Origin of the sequence: Nocardia sp. NPDC019323 (genome assembly GCF_044389845.1) — a bacterium.
In the GTDB taxonomy this organism is placed as follows: domain Bacteria; phylum Actinomycetota; class Actinomycetes; order Mycobacteriales; family Mycobacteriaceae; genus Nocardia; species Nocardia implantans.
On sequence record NZ_JBIRYN010000006.1, the window covers coordinates 146,510 to 164,564 of the forward strand.

Annotated in this window: 23 protein-coding genes; 14 read left to right on the top strand and 9 right to left on the bottom strand. The window is 68.6% G+C overall.

The window, feature by feature from the left end:
* Window positions 1–12 precede the first annotated feature (12 nt).
* A complete protein-coding gene (gene upp / locus ACH49X_RS22780) occupies window positions 13–636 on the bottom strand; it encodes a uracil phosphoribosyltransferase (protein WP_357208754.1) in 624 nt (207 codons plus the stop codon).
* A 144-nt stretch (window positions 637–780) separates the two neighbouring features.
* Between upp and ACH49X_RS22785 the strand changes: the two genes are divergently transcribed.
* The 5 genes from ACH49X_RS22785 to ACH49X_RS22805 are packed head-to-tail and all read left to right on the top strand — an operon-like array spanning window position 781 to window position 4,183.
* Window positions 781–1,101 carry a hypothetical protein gene (locus ACH49X_RS22785; RefSeq protein WP_195080515.1) on the top strand — a complete coding sequence of 107 codons (321 nt, stop codon included), beginning with the start codon at window positions 781–783 and terminating at the stop codon, window positions 1,099–1,101.
* A 4-nt stretch (window positions 1,102–1,105) separates the two neighbouring features.
* Window positions 1,106–2,215: a C40 family peptidase gene (locus ACH49X_RS22790; RefSeq protein ID WP_195080514.1), complete on the top strand. Its 1,110-nt coding sequence runs from the start codon at window positions 1,106–1,108 to the stop codon at window positions 2,213–2,215.
* Window positions 2,212–2,553: a hypothetical protein gene (locus tag ACH49X_RS22795; RefSeq protein WP_067803443.1), complete on the top strand. Its 342-nt coding sequence runs from the start codon at window positions 2,212–2,214 to the stop codon at window positions 2,551–2,553. Before ACH49X_RS22790 ends, ACH49X_RS22795 begins: the two co-directional genes overlap by 4 nt.
* The gene (locus tag ACH49X_RS22800) at window positions 2,550–2,897 is read left to right on the top strand and encodes a YbaB/EbfC family nucleoid-associated protein (RefSeq protein ID WP_195080513.1); all 348 of its coding nucleotides are present in this window, start codon (window positions 2,550–2,552) and stop codon (window positions 2,895–2,897) included. The genes ACH49X_RS22795 and ACH49X_RS22800 overlap by 4 nt, the downstream gene beginning before the upstream one ends.
* A gap of 26 nt (window positions 2,898–2,923) precedes the next feature.
* Window positions 2,924–4,183, top strand: coding sequence for a primosomal protein (locus ACH49X_RS22805; protein WP_195080512.1), 1,260 nt, complete (start codon window positions 2,924–2,926; stop codon window positions 4,181–4,183).
* Here ACH49X_RS22805 and ACH49X_RS22810 read toward each other — a convergent pair whose 3' ends face one another.
* The 4 genes from ACH49X_RS22810 to ACH49X_RS22825 form a co-directional block, all read right to left on the bottom strand.
* A complete protein-coding gene (locus tag ACH49X_RS22810; RefSeq protein ID WP_357112826.1) occupies window positions 4,184–4,840 on the bottom strand; it encodes a hypothetical protein in 657 nt (218 codons plus the stop codon).
* Between the two features lie 158 nt (window positions 4,841–4,998).
* Window positions 4,999–6,096, bottom strand: a complete 1,098-nt coding sequence (locus ACH49X_RS22815; RefSeq protein ID WP_195080510.1) for an adenosine deaminase — start codon at window positions 6,094–6,096, stop codon at window positions 4,999–5,001.
* A gap of 464 nt (window positions 6,097–6,560) precedes the next feature.
* A complete protein-coding gene (locus ACH49X_RS22820; protein WP_195080509.1) occupies window positions 6,561–7,850 on the bottom strand; it encodes a thymidine phosphorylase in 1,290 nt (429 codons plus the stop codon).
* Window positions 7,851–8,090: 240 nt separating this feature from the next.
* A complete protein-coding gene (locus ACH49X_RS22825; protein ID WP_195080508.1) occupies window positions 8,091–8,492 on the bottom strand; it encodes a cytidine deaminase in 402 nt (133 codons plus the stop codon).
* 276 nt (window positions 8,493–8,768) lie between these two features.
* Here ACH49X_RS22825 and sdhC point away from each other — a divergent pair, with 276 nt between their 5' ends.
* From sdhC to ACH49X_RS22855, 6 genes are all read left to right on the top strand, one after another.
* A complete protein-coding gene (gene sdhC / locus ACH49X_RS22830) occupies window positions 8,769–9,167 on the top strand; it encodes a succinate dehydrogenase, cytochrome b556 subunit (protein ID WP_083863252.1) in 399 nt (132 codons plus the stop codon).
* A 1-nt stretch (window position 9,168) separates the two neighbouring features.
* Window positions 9,169–9,600, top strand: a complete 432-nt coding sequence (locus tag ACH49X_RS22835; RefSeq protein ID WP_067803455.1) for a succinate dehydrogenase hydrophobic membrane anchor subunit — start codon at window positions 9,169–9,171, stop codon at window positions 9,598–9,600.
* A 16-nt stretch (window positions 9,601–9,616) separates the two neighbouring features.
* The gene (sdhA, locus tag ACH49X_RS22840) at window positions 9,617–11,416 is read left to right on the top strand and encodes a succinate dehydrogenase flavoprotein subunit (RefSeq protein ID WP_195080507.1); all 1,800 of its coding nucleotides are present in this window, start codon (window positions 9,617–9,619) and stop codon (window positions 11,414–11,416) included.
* Complete coding sequence (locus tag ACH49X_RS22845; protein WP_195080506.1) at window positions 11,416–12,189, top strand: succinate dehydrogenase iron-sulfur subunit; 774 nt, start codon at window positions 11,416–11,418, stop codon at window positions 12,187–12,189. Before sdhA ends, ACH49X_RS22845 begins: the two co-directional genes overlap by 1 nt.
* A 188-nt stretch (window positions 12,190–12,377) precedes the next feature.
* Window positions 12,378–12,794: a prevent-host-death protein gene (locus ACH49X_RS22850; RefSeq protein WP_195080505.1), complete on the top strand. Its 417-nt coding sequence runs from the start codon at window positions 12,378–12,380 to the stop codon at window positions 12,792–12,794.
* Entirely contained in the window at window positions 12,791–13,216 is a 426-nt protein-coding gene (locus tag ACH49X_RS22855) for a cytotoxic translational repressor of toxin-antitoxin stability system (protein WP_195080504.1), read from the top strand. The genes ACH49X_RS22850 and ACH49X_RS22855 overlap by 4 nt, the downstream gene beginning before the upstream one ends.
* A gap of 61 nt (window positions 13,217–13,277) precedes the next feature.
* Here the strand turns inward: ACH49X_RS22855 and ACH49X_RS22860 are convergent, their stop codons facing one another.
* The 3 genes from ACH49X_RS22860 to radC form a co-directional block, all read right to left on the bottom strand.
* On the bottom strand, window positions 13,278–14,291 hold the full coding sequence (locus ACH49X_RS22860) for a MerR family transcriptional regulator (protein ID WP_195080503.1): 1,014 nt from the start codon (window positions 14,289–14,291) through the stop codon (window positions 13,278–13,280).
* Complete coding sequence (locus ACH49X_RS22865) at window positions 14,285–14,971, bottom strand: HEAT repeat domain-containing protein (RefSeq protein WP_323124647.1); 687 nt, start codon at window positions 14,969–14,971, stop codon at window positions 14,285–14,287. Before ACH49X_RS22865 ends, ACH49X_RS22860 begins: the two co-directional genes overlap by 7 nt.
* Before the next feature lie 63 nt (window positions 14,972–15,034).
* Window positions 15,035–15,739, bottom strand: coding sequence for a DNA repair protein RadC (radC, locus tag ACH49X_RS22870; protein ID WP_357208752.1), 705 nt, complete (start codon window positions 15,737–15,739; stop codon window positions 15,035–15,037).
* A 134-nt stretch (window positions 15,740–15,873) separates the two neighbouring features.
* On the opposite strand from radC, the gene ACH49X_RS22875 reads away from it, so the two are divergent.
* On the top strand, window positions 15,874–16,173 hold the full coding sequence (locus tag ACH49X_RS22875) for a DUF6881 domain-containing protein (RefSeq protein ID WP_195080501.1): 300 nt from the start codon (window positions 15,874–15,876) through the stop codon (window positions 16,171–16,173).
* Between the two features lie 18 nt (window positions 16,174–16,191).
* On the opposite strand, the gene ACH49X_RS22880 is transcribed toward ACH49X_RS22875, so the two are convergent.
* Entirely contained in the window at window positions 16,192–16,389 is a 198-nt protein-coding gene (locus ACH49X_RS22880) for a type II toxin-antitoxin system VapB family antitoxin (RefSeq protein WP_357208750.1), read from the bottom strand.
* A 107-nt stretch (window positions 16,390–16,496) separates the two neighbouring features.
* On the opposite strand from ACH49X_RS22880, the gene ACH49X_RS22885 reads away from it, so the two are divergent.
* Entirely contained in the window at window positions 16,497–17,018 is a 522-nt protein-coding gene (locus tag ACH49X_RS22885; protein ID WP_357112807.1) for a DUF4396 domain-containing protein, read from the top strand.
* A gap of 128 nt (window positions 17,019–17,146) precedes the next feature.
* Complete coding sequence (locus tag ACH49X_RS22890) at window positions 17,147–18,043, top strand: phenylalanine 4-monooxygenase (protein WP_357112805.1); 897 nt, start codon at window positions 17,147–17,149, stop codon at window positions 18,041–18,043.
* Window positions 18,044–18,055: the final 12 nt, after the last annotated feature.

Genomic DNA, 18,055 nt, shown 5'->3' on the forward strand with positions numbered 1-18,055 from the left:
CCCGGAAACGCTTCAGCGCGGGCCGAATTGCCTGTCGCCCGCGTCGCCGAGGCCGGGCACGATATACGCGTTCTCGTTCAGGCCCGCGTCCACCACGGCGGTGACCAGCCGCACCGGCAGGCCCGAATCAGCCAGCGTCGCAATGCCTTCCGGGGCGGCGACCACGCACACCGCGGTGATGTCGGTGGCACCGCGCGCCGCGAGCAGTTCGAGGGTGTGCCGCATGGAGCCGCCAGTGGCCAGCATCGGGTCGAGCACGAAGACCGGCAGTCCGGCGAGATCCGCGGGCAGCGATTCCATGTACGGCACCGGCAGGTGCGTGTCCTCGTCGCGGGCGATTCCGACGAATCCGATTCCGGCGTCCGGGATCAGCTCGGCGGCCGCGTCCACCATGCCGAGTCCGGCGCGCAGCACCGGAACCAGCAGCGGCGGGTGGGCCAGGCGGAAGCCTTCGGCGGGAGCGACCGGTGTGGCGATCTCGAAGCGCTCCACCTCCGCCTCGCGCAGCGCCTCGTAGATCAGGATTCCGGTCAGATCCCGCAGTGCGGCACGGAAAGCCGGATTCGGCGTACGCTCGTCCCGCATCGTGGTGAGCAGGGCGGCGACGAGTGGATGGTCCACGGTGTGGGTGCGCATGAGGGAACGATAAGGTCGGTCGCGGGCGCGCCGCCGGACGCCACCGAACTTTTTCTCGATGCGGCGGAACCGAAACGCAACCGCGCGCGTCGAACCAAGTGGATGACGTACTCTGCCTGGGAACAACAGATGGGGGAAGCTCTGATGCGAAAGATGTCGGCGGACACCGAAGGCATCGCTGCCTATGGCGCGACCGCCCACGTCATGGCCGGTGAGATGGCGGCGGCGGGGGTGAGCGCGGCGGCCGCCGAGCCCGCGTTGCTCGGGCCGATCATGGGCCTGATCGGCGGTGACTTCATGGCGGCCTACGCCGCGGCGCACGCCGGGCACGTCGCCTCCATCGGTCAGCTGTCGGCGGTGCTGACCAGCATGGGCGGCGCTGCCACCGGTGCTGCGGCCGTCCTCACCGAGACCGACGCCGCCCACGCGGGCGCGCTGCGGAGCGCGGCCGCCGAGCTGGAGTGAGCGCGTGATCGATGTCAACGCACTGGCCCAGCCGATCCTGGACCTGCTCGCCAGCTTCGGCAGCGGTGTGCTGCCCTCCGGCGGTCCCACCGACGCGCTGCGCAGCACCTCGACCGCGGTCGACCGGATCCATCAGATGGGCCGCGACAGCATCAACGGGATGAACGACGCGTGGGACGGCCGCGCCGCCGACGCTGCCACGGCGAAGGCGCTGCGGGTGCAGACCTCCGCGGCCACCATCTCCGATCGCGGCAACGAGATGGCCACGGTCGTGAACCAGGCCGCGGGCGAGGTCGAGACGGGCCAGAAAGAGCTCACCGATATCGCGCAGTCCTTCGTGAACACGGCGGCGAGCATGGGCCCGGTCCTGGCGACGCCGGAGGGGCTGACGGTGCTCGTCGGTTCGGCGATCGACCATCTCAACCAGGCGCTCACTGTCGTCGGCCGGGTGCAGAACGAGTTGCAGACGCACACCGCGTCGATGAACGACCTGACCCCGCCGCCGCCGACCCCCTCACTCGCCGGTGTGCCCGCCGCGGGCGTGCAGCAAGCGGCGTCCGCCGCCTCCGGCGTGCTCAACGGCGCGGGCTCGCTGCTGAGCACCGTGATGGCCACACCCACCCAGTCGCAGTCCACACGCAGTTCCCGCGGCACGCCGGGCACGTCGGGCACGCCTCGGCCCGACACGGGTTCGTCGGGGGCGCCCGACGACGGCAAGGGCGTGAAGATCACGCTGCCCGACGGCAGTGTCGTGGAGGCCCCCAACGAGCAGGCCGCCACGGCGGTCCGGTCGGCGATCGGCGCCGTCGGCACGCCCTACGTCTGGGGCGGCAACACCCCGGGCGCGGGATTGGATTGCAGCGGGCTCACCAAATACGCCTACGGCGAGGCGGGCGTCGACCTGCCCAGGCTCGCGTGCGACCAGGGCAACGGGGCAACACCGGTGTCGGCCGGTGACCTGATGCCGGGCGACCTCGCGATCTGGGACGGCCACGTGGCCATGGTGATCGGCAACGGACAGTTCGTCGAGGCGGGTGACCCGGTCCAGATCAGCTCGATTCGAACGGAGAACTCAGGCATGGACTTCTACGGTTTCTACAGGCCGACGGCATGACCCGACCACAAGTCCCCAATGTCACGGTGGCGGCGAGCAGCAACCGCTCGGGCACCATCTCGGTGCGCGCCACCGATCAGGGCATGCCGGTGGAGATCAAGTTCGAGCGCAGCGAATACCGCTACGGCGCACAGTCGCTCGCGAACGAGATCCTGCGGCTCACCCAGCGTTCCGCCATCGCGGCGCGGGCGCGGCGGCGCGAACTGCTCGCCGAGGCGGGCATGCCGTCGGACATCCTCGACCGGCTCGGCCTGCCCACCCGCCAGCAGGCGGTCGACGAGCTGGACCGGATCGACGACGCGGACACGGGACCGACGAGCTGGATGAGGCCGGTATGAGTGCGGAAATGGACGCCCTGGTCGCGTCGGCCACCCAGAAACTGGAGGCGCTGGAAGCCGCGCTGTACGGGCTGAAGCAGGTGCGTGGGCGGTTCACCTCGCCGGACGGCGCGGTGAGCGTCGAGGTCAACAGCGACGGCGCGCTGGTCGGCCTGACCTTGGCGGAATCGGTCACCTCGCTGCCGCCCGCCGAGGTCGGGCAGCTGATCGTCTGGGCGTGCAGGCAGGCCGCCGAGGACGCCGGCGCGCAGCGGTCCAAGGTCGTTGCGACACTGAACGAGTCGTTCGTGCCCGCCGCGGCGCCGCCCGCGGGCACGAATGGGGGCGGGCCGGATAGTGCCTGACGCGGAAGGTCGATAGGCTTCCGCACATGGCTTCTGGAGACATCGTCCCGATCGAGCTCGGCCTGACCGACGGCGATCTCGTCACCCTGTGGGCACCGCGCTGGCGAGACGGTGACGACGAGTGGGAGGCGTTCCTCGGGCACGAGGACGCCCTCTACGGTTTCGAGTCCGTGGCGGAGCTGGCCGCATTCATCCGAACCAACGCCGACAACGACCTCGTGGACCATCCGGCCTGGAAGGTTGTCGCGGGTCTGTCGGCGGTCGAACTGGAGCCGGAGGAGAACTTCTCCTTCGATCTGGTCGCGGTGCCGGAGCTGGCGGCGGGCGAGCCCGACGTCGACACCGTCGCCGAGCTGGAGGACACGCTCAGCATGGTCCGCAACATCGGCGAGGTGTGCGAACTCGAGACGGTGACCAAGTTCTTCGGTTCGCATCCGGTGCTCGGCGCGCTGCCCGGCGGCGTCAACGCGTTCGTCGGTCGCGACGGCGAAGAGTTGTGGGACCAGATCGGCGCGGCCATCGCCAAGGGCTGGGACGACGTACTCGACGCCATCGACTCCGTGGTGCGGACGCCCGAGGTCGACGCCGAGGCGGTCGCGGTGGCCGAGGCGGAGTTGCTGGCCGCCGAGGAGAACGTGGTCGACGCCGACGACGCGGCCGACAGCGACGAGGACGAGGAGTTCGAGCCGGTCGACCTCGACGCAGAAGACGAGGACGACGACGAGGAAGACGAGGACGAGTCGTTCTGGCACGAGGTCGGCATCGACCCGGTCAAGATCATCACCTCGGAGGGCAGCGTCTTCACGCTGCGCTGTTACCTCGACGACGAGCCGATCTTCCTCGGCTCAAAGGGCTCGATCACCGTGTTCTCCTCCGAGCGCGCGCTGGCCCGCTACCTCGCCGACGACCACGAGCACGATCTGGCGCGCGTGAGCACCTTCGCCGACGTGCAGACCGCGGCGGTGGACGGCTCGCTGGAGGTCGAGGTCACCGACGAGAACGTCTACGTGCTGCCCGGCCTGGCCGAGGACCTGGCCGAAGGCCCGGAGGCGGTCGACATCGAACAGCTGGACCTGGCGGTCGAGCTGTTCACCGACGCCGCCGACTACGCCGACGACGACACGGTGGAACAGGCCCTGGCCCAATCCACCCCGCTGGGCTGGTATGTCTCCTACCTGCTCAATCCGGATCCCACCCGGTTGGCGCCCAACCCGCCGTTCACCGCCGAGGCCCAGGCGTGGCGGGAACTGGAACGCAACCTGGAGTCCCGGCTCGACAAGCAGTAACTAGGCCAGCCGGATCCAGACCTGCTCGGCCTGCCCGAGCAGGCGTTGGTCCGCGCCGTAGACGGCGGTCGAGGCCCAGCATTTGCGGCCCTGTTCGCCGTGGAATTCGCCCACCACGACGCAGCGCTCGTCGACCTGCGGAATGCCGTGCACGGTGGCGGTCATCGACCCGAGCAGCGCGGGACGTTCGAGCATGCCGGGCAGCGACCAGCCGCCGGGGCAGTCCATCGCGGCCCACAGCAGCGGCGGCCCCAGCGGCACGGTGGCGTCGGGCACCCACGGCGCGGCCACTCGGTGGTCATCGAGTCGGCCGGGTTCGATGCGCAGCCCGTCGGCCCGGCCGCTGCCGCAGACGAAGCAGGACGCGAACATCTCGATGCTCGTGTAGCTGCGCGTCGCCTCGACCGCGTCGTCGAACGCGACATGACGCGGGGCGTCGCGTTCGAGTTCGCCGCTCTTGGACTCGGCGATCAGCCTGTCCCCGTCGTAGAGCCGTTCGTCCCGCACGGCCAGCGGCGTCTCCAGCGGCGGCGGACTGCGCAGGATCACGGTGACGGTCTGCTCGTCGCGCTGGTCGGCGAGCAGACCGGCCACGTAACCGCCGTTGCCGGAGTCGGGCGGACCGTTGAACCGGCGGGGGATGCGCAAAGTCGCCATGATCGCCACGCTAGCGAACCGTTTGCCGACCGGGCTGCGGAACCTTACCGCCGACCGCTTCCGTAGCGAACCGGTTACCGGCCCGCTTGCGCGACCTCGCCGCCGGCCGGTTTCGTTGCCGCACGGTGATCCGCGACCGCCTCCGGCGCGCGTGTCCGCTATCCGATGAGCACCGCGTATCCGGGCTTGATGATGTCGTCGATGATCCGCAGCCGTTCGGGGAACGGGATGAACGCCGATTTCATGGCGTTGATGGTGAACCGTTCCAGGTCGCTCCAGCCATAGCCGAACGTCTCGACCAGCTTCAGCATCTCCTGGCTCATGCTGGTGTCGCTCATCAGCCGGTTGTCGGTGTTCACCGTGACGCGGAAACGCAGCCGGGCCAGCAGGTCGAACGGGTGCTTGTCCAGCGAGGGCACCGCGCCGGTCTGCACGTTCGACGACGGACACAGCTCCAGCGGGATGCGCATGTCCCTGACGTAGTTGGCGACCGGCCCGAGCTGTGCGTCCTCGATCGCACCGGGCACGCTGATGTCGTCGGTGATCCGCACGCCGTGGCCGAGCCGGTCGCAGCCGCAGAACGCGAGCGCCTCGTGGATGGACGGAAGACCGAATGCCTCGCCGGCGTGAATGGTGAAGTGCGCGCTGTTGGCGCGCATGTATTCGAACGCGTCCAGATGCCTGCTCGGCGGGTAACCGGCCTCCGCGCCCGCGATGTCGAAACCGCCCACCCCGCGATCGCGGAAACGCACCGCGAGCTCCGCGATCTCCCGGGAGCGCGCGGCATGCCGCATCGCGGTGAGCAGGCAGGTCACCACGATCGGATGGCCGCTCTCGGCGGCGGCCGCCTCGCCTTCGCGGAATCCGGCCAGCGTGTGCTCGACCACCTCGTCCAGCGTGAGTCCGCGCTCCAAGTGCTGTTCGGGGGCGAACCGGACCTCCGCGTAGACGACGCCGTCGGCGGCGAGGTCCTCGGCGCATTCGCGGGCGACCCGGCGCAGGCCCTCCGGGGTCTGCATCACCGCGACGGTGTGCGCGAAGGTTTCCAGGTACCGTTCCAGCGATCCGCTGTCGGCCGCGTCGCGGAACCAGGCCGCCAGCGACGCCTCGTCGTGGGCGGGTAGCTCCTGGTAGCCGCAGTGCGCGGCTAGTTCCAGCACCGTCGCGGGCCGCAGGCCACCGTCGAGGTGGTCGTGCAGCAGCGCCTTCGGCGCTTGGCGGATCGAGGCGAGGGTCAGAGGCATCGGTCCAGTCATGTAACGACGGTAGCCGCAGCGCGCCGAAACGGCAGCCGACTCGGGTGGCAACCACCATCTCGTTGCCCGCCGGATGCGCGCCGGTCCACAATCGGACACCGCCCGGTCCTGCCTCACACCACCGGCCCCCAACACGCCCGCGCGAACGCGTGCGGCCGCCACCAGGCGGCGGGCGGCACGCTCCGGCGCCGAATCGTACGGCGAGCGCCGTGCTCCGAACACTCCCTCGCGCGTGAAGTCTGACTCTCGCCGCACGGACGAGCTTCCGTGCAGCCGTGGTTGAGAGACGCCCTCATCGGCCCCGCGCTGCTGCGCCTCGAACGCGAGTACGGCAAGGCCGCCGGTGCGTGCGACGGTCGCAGACCGGCAATGCCCGGGCGATGCTCGGCGGCCGCAGGGTCAGCGCGGAGGCAGAGACCGGCGAGCGATTCGGGACACCATTGCCCGCGACAACCCCGGATGACTCAGGACAAGATGCGGTCGAGAACCAACGAGTCCGGAGCGGACGCGGCATCGGTTCCGATCGTGACGGCGTCGCGTAAGGCCGCGATGGCCCCGGGAAACGCCGCGGGCGTATCGGTGTGCAACGTGAGCAGCGGCTGACCTGCCGTCACGGCGTCACCGGGCTTGGCGTGCATCTCGACACCCGCGCCGAACTGCACGGGATCGCCCTGACGCGCCCGGCCCGCACCGAGGCGCCAGGCGGCGATGCCGACGCTCAGCGCGTCGAGCCGGGTCAGCACGCCGTCGGCGTCGGCGCGCACGGTCTCGGTGTGCTTCGCGGTAGGCAGCTTCGCGTCCGGGTCGCCGCCTTGGGCGCGGATCATCGCGCGCCAGTGATCCATCGCCCTGCCGTCGGCCAGCGCGTCGGCGGGATCGGCGTCGAGACCGGCCAGCGCGACCATCTCACGAGCCAACGCGATGGTCAGCTCGACGACGTCGGCGGGGCCGCCGCCCGCGAGCACCTCCACCGATTCCGCGACTTCCAGGGCATTGCCCGCGGTGCGGCCGAGTGGGGTGTCCATGGCGGTGAGCAGGGCAATCGTCCGCACGCCCGCGTCGGCGCCGAGCTCGGCCATCGCGGTGGCCAGCTCGCGCGCCCCGTCAAGGGTCTTCAAGAAGGCGCCGGAGCCCACCTTGACGTCCAGCAACAGCGCAGCGGTGCCCTCGGCGATCTTCTTGCTCATGATCGAACTGGCGATCAGCGGGATCGACTCGACCGTGCCGGTGACGTCGCGCAACGCGTAGAGCCGCCGGTCCGCGGGCGCGAGGTCGGCGCCCGCCGCGCAGATCACCGCACCGATGCCGGGATCGGCCAGCAGCTCGCGCATCCGCGCCGCGGGCACGTCCGCCTGCCAGCCGGGAATCGATTCCAGCTTGTCCAGGGTGCCGCCGGTGTGCCCGAGACCGCGCCCGGACAACTGCGGCACCGCCGCGCCGCACGCCGCGACCAGCGGCGCGAGCGGCAGCGTGATCTTGTCGCCCACCCCGCCGGTGGAGTGCTTGTCCACCGTCGGGCGTGGCAGGCCGGTGAGGTCCATGCGCCGCCCGGAGGCGATCATCGCGGCGGTCCACCGCGCCGTCTCCCGCCGCGTCATCCCGCGCCAGACGATCGCCATGGCCAGCGCGGACATCTGCTCGTCGGCCACCGCGCCGCGGGTGAAGCCGTCGATCACCCAGTCGATCTGCGCGTCCGACAACTCGCCGCCGTCGCGCTTGGTGGTGATGATCGAAACCGCGTCCAGTGCCGTCACGGTCGACAGTCTGGCACGGGCCGACGCGCGCCCGGGTTCTCGCCGATGGGACGAAACCACCATCCGGCACCTTTCCGGGCGCGCCGGACCCCGATCGGCCGGGTCGATCGCGCCGGGAGGCCCGCGGCCGCGAGTCGGGGCCAAGTCGATCTCGGTGTCGTGGCGGTCGATGCGGGGAGGCCCGCAGCCGCGAGCCAGGGGCACCACCGGCAGCAGCACACGCGTCGCCGGTGTACTCGCTCAGACCTGCCCGGCGTCCAAGTCGTCGGGACCGAACGCGTCCGGCAGCAGCGTGCGCAGCGGCACCGGCCCGGCCTTGTGGTCGACCAGGAGATCGGCCCCGCCGTGCTCGTGCAGCAATTGGCGGCAGCGCCCGCAGGGCATCAGGATTTCGCCGCGAGAATCCGTCACGGAGATCGCCCGCAGACGTCCCCCACCCCCCGAAATCAAGTTACCGATGAGTACACATTCGGCACACAGGCCCAAACCGTATGAGACATTTTCCACATTGCAACCGCTCACCACGCGGCCATCGGCACTGAGAGCCGCAGCGCCGACCGGAAACCGCGAGTACGGCGCATAGGCGTTGCGCATAACTTGAAACGCGCTGGCCCGCAATAATTTCCAGTCGATTTCCGGCAAAAACAACCCCTCTCGGACCGACCCGATCACGGCCGTGCGAAGGCCACGACGGAACCTCGCACCCATCAAGAAAGGTAAGCCTAACCCGATCCGGTGTCGCGCAACGCACGGTACGCCGAATTAGTTCCGGGATTGCTGGAGGATTAGAGTCCAGAACAGATCGGTTCAGGTTCCCTGCGACGGGCCGGAGTACAGCCACCTGGGCATTCGCCCGCCACGCCGTCGGCGTCGGACCTGCGACCGGGTCCATCAACGACGTTGGAGGCACCGCACTCTATGACCACGATTGAAGCTCCGGCCCAGCCGAAGCGGAAGACGCTGTACCGAGGCGACCCTGGCATGTGGTCGTGGGCGCTGCACCGGATCACCGGCGTCACCATCTTCTTCTTCCTCTTCGTCCACGTGCTGGACACCGCCCTGGTGCGCGTGAGCCCGGACACCTACAACGAAGCGATCGAGACCTACAAGACGCCCATCGTGGCGTTGATGGAGATGGGCCTGGTCGTCGTCGTCCTGTTCCACGCGCTCAACGGCGTCCGCGTGATCCTGGTGGACTTCTGGTCCAAGGGCCCGAAGTACCAGCGGCTGATGCTCTGGATCATTCTCGCGATCTGGTTCCTGCTGGCCGTTCCCGCGATCGGGCGCCAGTTCTTCTACCTGTTCACGGAGCACTGAAATGAGCGCACCTGTCATCGGTAAGTCCTATGACCGTCCGGCCAGCCTGGACCTGCCGCGCTCGCCGCGCGCGCGCTCGAGCAACAACTTCGAGAAGTACGCCTGGCTGTTCATGCGCTTCTCCGGCCTGCTGCTGATCGTGCTGGTACTCGGCCACATGGCGATCATGCTGCTGCTCGACGGCGGCGTGAAGCGGCTCAACTTCGCCTTCGTCGCAGGCCGCTGGTCCAGCCCGTTCTGGCAGTTCTGGGACCTGACCATGCTGTGGCTGGCCCAGCTGCACGGCGGCAACGGCCTGCGCACGGTCATCGACGACTACTCCCGCAAGGACTCGACCCGCTTCTGGCTCAAGACCCTGCTTGCCGTCTCGATGATCCTGATCATGGGCGTGGGCACCTACGTCATCTTCACCTTCGACCCCAACATCAGTTAGGAACAGGCCCCCTCGCATGAGTGAGCGCAGCGAACGAACCATCGGGACTGGTGAATCTCGTCCTGTCCAGGAGCACCGCTACGACGTCGTCATCGTCGGCGCGGGCGGCGCGGGCATGCGCGCCGCGATCGAGGCCGGCCCGCGGGTTCGGACGGCGGTGCTGACCAAGCTGTACCCGACGCGCAGCCACACCGGCGCGGCGCAGGGCGGCATGTGCGCCGCGCTGGCCAACGTCGAAGAGGACAACTGGGAATGGCACACCTTCGACACGGTCAAGGGTGGTGACTACCTGGTCGACCAGGACGCCGCGGAGATCATGGCCAAGGAGGCCATCGACGCGGTGCTCGACCTGGAGAAGATGGGCCTGCCGTTCAACCGGACGCCCGAGGGCAAGATCGACCAGCGCCGCTTCGGCGGGCACACGCGCGATCACGGCAAGGCCCCGGTCCGCCGGGCGTGCTACGCCGCCGACCGCACCGGCCACATGATCCTGCAGACGCTGTACCAGAACTGCGTCAAGCACGACGTGGAGTTCTTCAACGAGTTCTACGTGCTGGACCTGGTGCTCACCGAGACCGATCGCGGCCCGGTCGCCACCGGCGTGGTCGCCTACGAGCTGGCCACCGGTGACATCCACGTCTTCCACGCCAAGTCGATCGTGTTCGCGACCGGCGGCTCGGGCCGGATGTACAAGACCACCTCGAACGCGCACACCCTGACCGGCGACGGCATGGCGATCGTGTTCCGCAAGGGCCTGCCGCTGGAGGACATGGAGTTCCACCAGTTCCACCCGACGGGCCTGGCCGGGCTCGGCATTCTGATCTCCGAGGCGGTCCGCGGCGAGGGCGGCATCCTGCGCAACGCCGACGGCGAGCGGTTCATGGAGCGCTACGCCCCCACCATCAAGGACCTCGCGCCGCGCGACATCGTCGCCCGCTCGATGGTGCTCGAGGTGCTGGAGGGTCGCGGCGCGGGACCGAACAAGGATTACGTCTACATCGACGTGACCCACCTCGGCGAGGACGTGCTCGAGGAGAAGCTGCCCGACATCACCGAGTTCTCCCGCACCTACCTGGGCGTGGACCCGGTGAAGGAATTGGTGCCGGTGTTCCCCACCTGTCACTACGTGATGGGTGGCATCCCGACCCGCATCCGCGGCGAGGTGCTGCGCAACAACAGCGACATCGTCCCCGGCCTCTACGCCGCGGGTGAGTGCGCGTGCGTCTCGGTGCACGGCGCGAACCGTCTGGGCACCAACTCGCTGCTGGACATCAACGTGTTCGGCCGCCGCGCCGGCATCGCCGCCGCGGAGTACGCGCAGCGCAGCGAGTTCGTCGAGCTGCCGGAGAACCCGGCGGGGATGGTGCAGGACTGGCTGGCCCAGCTGCTGAGCGAGCACGGCGACGAGCGGGTCGCCGACATCCGCACCGAGCTGCAGCGGTCGATGGACAACAACGCCTCGGTGTTCCGCACCGAGGACACGCTCAAGCAGGCGCTCACCGACATCCACGCGCTCAAGGAGCGTTACGCGCGGATCACCGTGCAGGACAAGGGCAAGCGCTACAACAGCGACCTGCTCGAGGCCGTCGAGCTCGGCTTCCTGCTCGAGCTGGCCGAGGTCACCGTGGTCGGCGCGCTCAACCGGAAGGAATCGCGCGGCGGCCATGCCCGCGAGGACTACCCGGACCGCGACGACGTCAACTTCATGCGCCACACCATGGCCTACAAGGAAGGCTCGGAGCTCCTTTCGGACATCCGCCTGGACTTCAAGCCGGTGGTGCAGACCCGTTACGAGCCGATGGAGCGTAAGTACTGATGACTGCTGTTGCCGAAGCACCCTCTTCGCAGACGCCCGCTCCGGTCCCCGAGGGCTCGGTGATGATCACCGTGAAGGTGGCCCGGTTCAACCCGGAGGACGACAAGGGCGCGCACTGGGAGTCCTTCCAGGTGCCGGTCCTGCCGACCGACCGCTTCCTGAACGTGCTGATCTACATCAAGTCCTACCTGGACGGCACGCTCACCTTCCGTCGTTCCTGCGCGCACGGCGTGTGCGGTTCGGACGCCATGCGGATCAACGGTGTCAACCGGCTGGCCTGCAAGGTGCTGATGAAGGACATGCTGCCCAAGGAAGGCAAGTCGATCACCGTCACCGTCGAGCCCATCCGCGGCCTGCCCGTGGAGAAGGACCTCGTGGTGAACATGGAGCCGTTCTTCGACGCGTTCCGCGCGGTGAAGCCTTACCTGATCACCTCGGGTAACGAGCCCACCCGCGAGCGCATCCAGAGCCAGGCCGACCGCGCCCGGTTCGACGACACCACCAAGTGCATCCTGTGCGCCTGCTGCACCACCTCCTGCCCCGTGTACTGGAGCGACGGCAGCTACTTCGGCCCGGCCGCGATCGTGAACGCCCACCGCTTCATCTTCGACAGCCGCGACGAGGGCGCCCGCGAACGCCTCGACATCCTCAACGACGTCGAAGGCGTCTGGCGCTGCCGCACCACCTTCAACTGCACCGACGCCTGCCCCCGCGGCATCGAGGTCACCAAGGCCATCCAGGAAGTCAAGCGAGCGCTGCTGTTCACCCGCTGATTTCACGGCCCCAGCCGAACCGAAGGCCGCCTCCATCAATGCGATGGAGGCGGCCTTCGCCGTTTGTGAGGCGGACTGCTCGCATCGGCGGTCGCCGGCATTCGCAGCCTGGCGACCAGTACGTGGCGTACTTGACGTACTTGTAGAAGGGCGGGATTATGGAGACGCAGCGATTCTGGAGGTGACCGATGTCAGCGGTGCACTATGACAGCTACACCGACGCGCGTGCCCATCTCAAAGAATTGTTGGATGCTGCCGTACGAGGACGTGTGGCGACGGTACGGCGCGACGCCGAGTACGCCGCGGTGGTCGATGCTGAACGGCTCCGCTACATGCTTGCGAAGGTTTGCCCGTCCGGTGCGGAAGTGGTTGCCGAGAACGGGGGATGGTCGGTGTTCCTACCAGGGTTGCCGGTGGCCGCTGACGGCAGCACGCTCGATGAAGCCATAGACGAGACGATCGCCGCGTTGCGCGAATACGCCGAGGACTGGCAAACCAGGCTCCGCGATGCACCGAACCATCGGGAGAACTGGGGCCTCATTCAGCTGATCGGCCTGAGCAACGACGCCCAACTTCGGGAATGGCTGGTCGGAGCCGCCGGATGACCTGGCCGCAGCCGACTCGCAAACGCCACGAACAGTTTTGCGAAATCGAGGGGTGGGAGCGGATACGGGATGCACGAGGCCGCACTGGAACCCACCACATCACTTACGAATTGGGCCTACCGGACGGCCGAATTCTGCGCACACGCATCTCCCATCCCGTCGATCGCACAACTTACGGCTCCTCCCTGTGGGCGCACATCTTGCGGGACCAGCTGGACGTAACGGAGGATTCGTTCTGGGAATGCGTCTTGAACGATGTGCTGCCGAACCGCGGTGTTCCAGAAAAGCCCAAGTCATCATTGCCCATCGACCTCGTGCACTTGCTGATTCAGCGAGTCGGTCTCACCGAGGACGAAATCGCCCTGATGACCCGGGAGGAAGCGATCACTCGCATACAGCGGTTCTGGACCGAAGGCCGCTGAAACCAGATTGCCGACCACGGCGCCCCGGGAATGCTCGAGCAAGTAGTCGAGCGAGCGTCCTTCATCCGTCAGACCGTTCTTCGAGCGTTGCCGCGAGGGCCGAGGCGAGGGCGGCCACGGCGCGATCGTCGTCGCGGGCCAGTTGACGCAGGGTATTCAGCGCGATGGCGCCCGGCATCTCGGCGAGCGCTTGGGTCAGGCGTAGCCGCACCGCTGAATCACCCTTGTGTTCGTTCAGCTCGTCGGCCAGCGCGCTGATGATCCGGCCGGCCCACTCCGGGTCGCGCGCCAGCGTCCCCAGGATCTCGGCCGCCTCGACATCGTTCGGGCCCTCGACCACTGTGCCGACGAGCGCGGGCACGGCCAGTGTCATGCCGCGCGCGCCCAAGGAGAGAGCGGCACGTCTGCGGACCGTCGCGTCCGGGTCATCGAGCGCGCTGGTGAGCGCCGCCGTGGTCTCGTCGCCCGGTAGTTCGGCGAGCGCCAGGACCGCGCGCCGCCGGATGTCGACGTTGTCGGAGGCCAGGCCGGCCGCCACGCTCGCCGCACTGTCACCGCCGGCTCGCGCGAGCGCCCACCGCAGTGCCCCGGCCACGTACGGATCGGATTCGGTGAGCACCGCCTCGGCCAGCAGTTCGGCGGGTACCGACACGTCCTCGGCCGGGGCCAGGACAGCCTGCTGTCGTTGGGCGGCGTCCGGCGAACCGAGCCCGCGCAGGAGTTCGACGATGCGCAGGGCGTCTTGCCAGCCGGACGGTTCGGCGGCATCGACCCTGCGCAGTCGCTCGAGCAGTTCCCGCTCTCGGTTCAGTCGTTCTTCTGTTTTCCGGATGAGGTCGCCGACCAGCGCGGACGGTGTGAATCCCGCGTCGTCGAGCGCGCGTCCGATCTGGCTCAGCGACATTCCCAGGGACCGCAGCCCCTCCACATGGAAGATGCGCCGGATGTCCTCCGGGGAGTATTCCCGGTAGCCGCCCACGGTGCGGCCGGTCGGTCGCACCAGCCCGAGGGAGTCGTAATGCCGGAGCATCCGCGCGCTCACCCCCGAGCGCCGCGCCACCTCACCGATCAGCACGCAGTTGTCTCCTCCCGATCCGGACCGAGCGCGACAACCCGTTTCGCCTGATCGACGGCGAGGTCGAATCCGGCCTCCGGATCGCGCAGGAGTCGCTCGGTGGCGCTCGCATGCGCACGCACCACCGGGTCGTCACTCGCCGTCGCCGCCCGGAGGACCGGCTCGACCACGTCACCCAGCGCGACGAGAGCGCGGCTCAGGCTCAACCGTACGTCCCGGTCACCGCGCCCGAACTGCGTGGCCAGCTCCGCGGCCAGACTTTCCTTGTCCCCCTCGGGCGCGAGGACGACGGCAGCGCGCCAAGCGGTCCGGGCTACCTCGTCATCGGCATCGTGCAGCAAGGACCGCGTGATCGCGGGCCAGGCGTCCTGGTCGCCGATCTTGGACAACGTGTGCAGCGCCTGACTGCGCGCCTGAGGACGCTCCGAACCCAGCTCCGCGCGGAGTTTCGGCACCGTGATCGCCGATGGCAGCCGCGTCAGCGCCCACGTGAGCATGTCGCGCACGAAGAAGTCCGGCTCGATCGCGCATCGTTCGATCAGCGCGTCGACGAAGCCGGGATCGGGATGCGTGCCGATCGCGAGGGCTGCCTCGAGCCGCGTCGATGAGTTCTTCGCCGCCAATGCGCCGAGCAGTCGGGTGTGTTGTGGATTGCTGTGTGTCGAATTGATGGGGACCACCTCCGACAGCCAGTGAAGGCCTTGACACAGTGCGAAGGTCAAGCGCGAGTTCCGGCTCACACTTCATGCAAGGCCCGGGGACGGTGGCTCTGGTAGGCCCGCGAACCTCGGAGCACTGGTCCACTTCTCCCCGGCCACCACCACGTGGTCCAGGAAGCGGAGGCCGACGGTGCGGGCCGCTTCGATGAGGAGGGTGGTGGTGTGGCGGTCGTCGGAGCTGGGGGTCGGATCGCCGGAGGGGTGGTTGTGCACGATGGCGAAGGCGCGGCCGTCGTGCCGCAGAACGGTGTTCAGGACTTCGCGGACGGGGACGGACACCTGATCGACAGCGCCTTCGGCGACGAAGACCTTCTGACGGAGGCGGTTCTGCGCGTCGCAGACCAGGACGAGCAGACGCTCGACCCGGCAGCCCGCGAAGAGCGGGAGAGCGGCGGCGGCCACATCGGCGGGGCTGGTGAGCCGGATCGAAGCGTCCGGCCTCCCGCGTGCGCGCGCGCCGAGGTGGAAGGCGGCGATGATGGCGGCGGCCTTGGCCACGCCGATGCCCGCCCGACGCGACAACTCCTCCGGACGCGCCGACGCCAAGCCGGCCAGCCCGCCGTGCTCGACCAGCAGCTCCACCGCCAGATCCAGCGCGCTCGCACCGCGCCTGCCGTGCCGCAGCAACAATGCGAGCAACTCCGCATCGCTCAGCGCTTGCGGGCCGAGCGCCAGCAACCGCTCGCGCGGCCGCTGCGTTACCGGCACGTCGATGAGAGAGACCGCCATGACTTCCACCCCTCGGTCACGCCAACAGTGCCCGGGATTCTGCCAGGGACCACCGACACCTCGGCCGCACCCATATGCTGGCTGATGTGCGGTTCGGTAGCCGAGTCGGTCGCGAGCTGGGGAGCTGAGGGGCGATGTGGTACCTGAAGGCGCAATGGCACCATGATTTCGACGACGAGCCGGTCGAGCTGTTCAGTGAGATCGGCGACGACGGTTTCGAGGTACGCAAGGTCGAGGTGTTCCGCGACGGGCACCGCGACTGGGCCGATTCCGGCCGCGGCACCGGCACGACCGAACTCGGGCAGATCCCGGTTCCGACGCCGGACGAGCTGAGCGCGGAGACCGAGTTCACCGCACTCCAGATCGACGCCGGAGAGTTCGATGAGGTCTGGCAGCGCGCTCTCGATGAGCAACGGCCCGCTTCGCCCAGGTAGGCCGCCGGTCGGAAGGGCCTAGCGATCCATCACGGCGATATCGGGTAGCCCGACGAACGCCTTCGCGGCCAGGCGCTGCAGATTGTGCAGCTGGCGCTCGTGCACGACGATCCGGCGCAAGGCCTCGTTGACGGTGGCGGCGCTGGACGATGTGCCCATGATGGCGGCGGCCGCGGCGAGCAGGTCCTGGTCGAGATCGATCCGCACGGATTTCATGCGCCCTCCTTCATACTTTCGCCATCTTGCGGCATAACGCCCGTTCATGTCCGGCAAATCGCGAACTCGGACTTGCGTAAATACCCTACGGGGGTATAGTTCCTGACATGGAACACAGGCACCACCCCGCGGCCGAACATGTTTCCCACGCCGCGCACGCCGGACAGCACACCGGGCACCACTCCCCCGCTACCTGGCGGATGGCGGCCATGGCCACGCTGCACTGCCTCACCGGCTGCGCCATCGGCGAAATCCTCGGCATGGTGATCGGCACCGCGCTGGGCTGGAACAACACCGCGACGATGGCGCTGGCCATCGTGCTGGCGTTCGTGTTCGGCTACGCGTTGACCATGCGCGGCGTGCTGCGGGCGGGCCTGCCGCTGTCGGCCGCCATCGGCACCGCGCTGGCCGCCGACACGGTGTCCATCACGGTCATGGAGATCGTGGACAACGCCGTGATCCTCGCCGTCCCCGGCGCGATGGACGCCCACCTGGACACCATCCTGTTCTGGATCACCCTCGCCTTCGCCCTGGCAGTGGCCTTCGTGCTGACCACGCCGGTCAACAAGTGGATGATCGGACGCGGCAAAGGCCACGCGGTGGTGCATTCGCTGCACGGCGCGCACTGATCAGCACGCCGCCCGATCCGCGCCGTCGGATGACACGACGACCCGCCCGCAGCCCGTTCAGCTAGGCAGATTGTCCAGCTGAACGGGCTTTTGTTGTCGCCGCGTGCCGGTGGTGCTTGCATCGAGTCATGTTCAGCGAGGCGCAGTTGTACTCGCCGGTGACCCGCACCGGCGACGGCGACGTGACCGTGCACCTGAGCGACGAGCACCCCGGTGTGCACGATCCGGAATACCGGGCCCGGCGCAATGCCATCGCCGCGCTGGCGTTGGATTACGCGCCGGGCAAACCGCCGCCGCACATCGCCTACACCGAGCAAGAGCAGCAGGTGTGGCGGATCGTGTCGGCCGAACTCGCGCGCAAACATCGCACCTATGCCAGCGCGGAGATACTGACGGCCGCCGAGGCGCTGTCGTTGCCCACCGATCACATCCCGCAGTTGGACGAGGTGTCGGCGGCACTCGCACCGCTGACCGGATTCCGCTACGCACCGGCCGCGGGACTGGTGCCGCTACGAGAGTTCTTCGGTTCCTTCGCCGATCGGGTCTTCCACTCCACGCAGTACATCCGGCATCATTCCGCACCGCTGTACACGCCCGAGCCGGACGCCATCCACGAGATCATCGGCCATGCCAATCAGATCGCCAGCCCGCGTTTCGCGGCGATCTACGCGACCGTCGGCGCCGCGGTCGCGCGCCTGAACACCGATCGCGCGCTGAAATTCCTCGCCGACGTCTTCTGGTTCTCGATGGAGTTCGGCGTCGTCCGGGAGCGCGGCGAGGTGCGGTGCTACGGCGCGGGCCTGCTGTCGTCCTACGGCGAGATCGAGGAGTTCCGGCACGCCGAGCTACTCCCCCTCGACATCGCCCGGATGGGCACCGCGACCTACGACATCACCCACTATCAGCCGACGCTCTACTGCGCGGACTCGATCAGCGAGATCGAGGACGTGATCGGCGGCTTCTTCGCGACCATGGACGACGACACACCCGACCGTCTGCGGCACGGCAGCCCCGTCGGCGCGTAGCGGTGCGGCCGG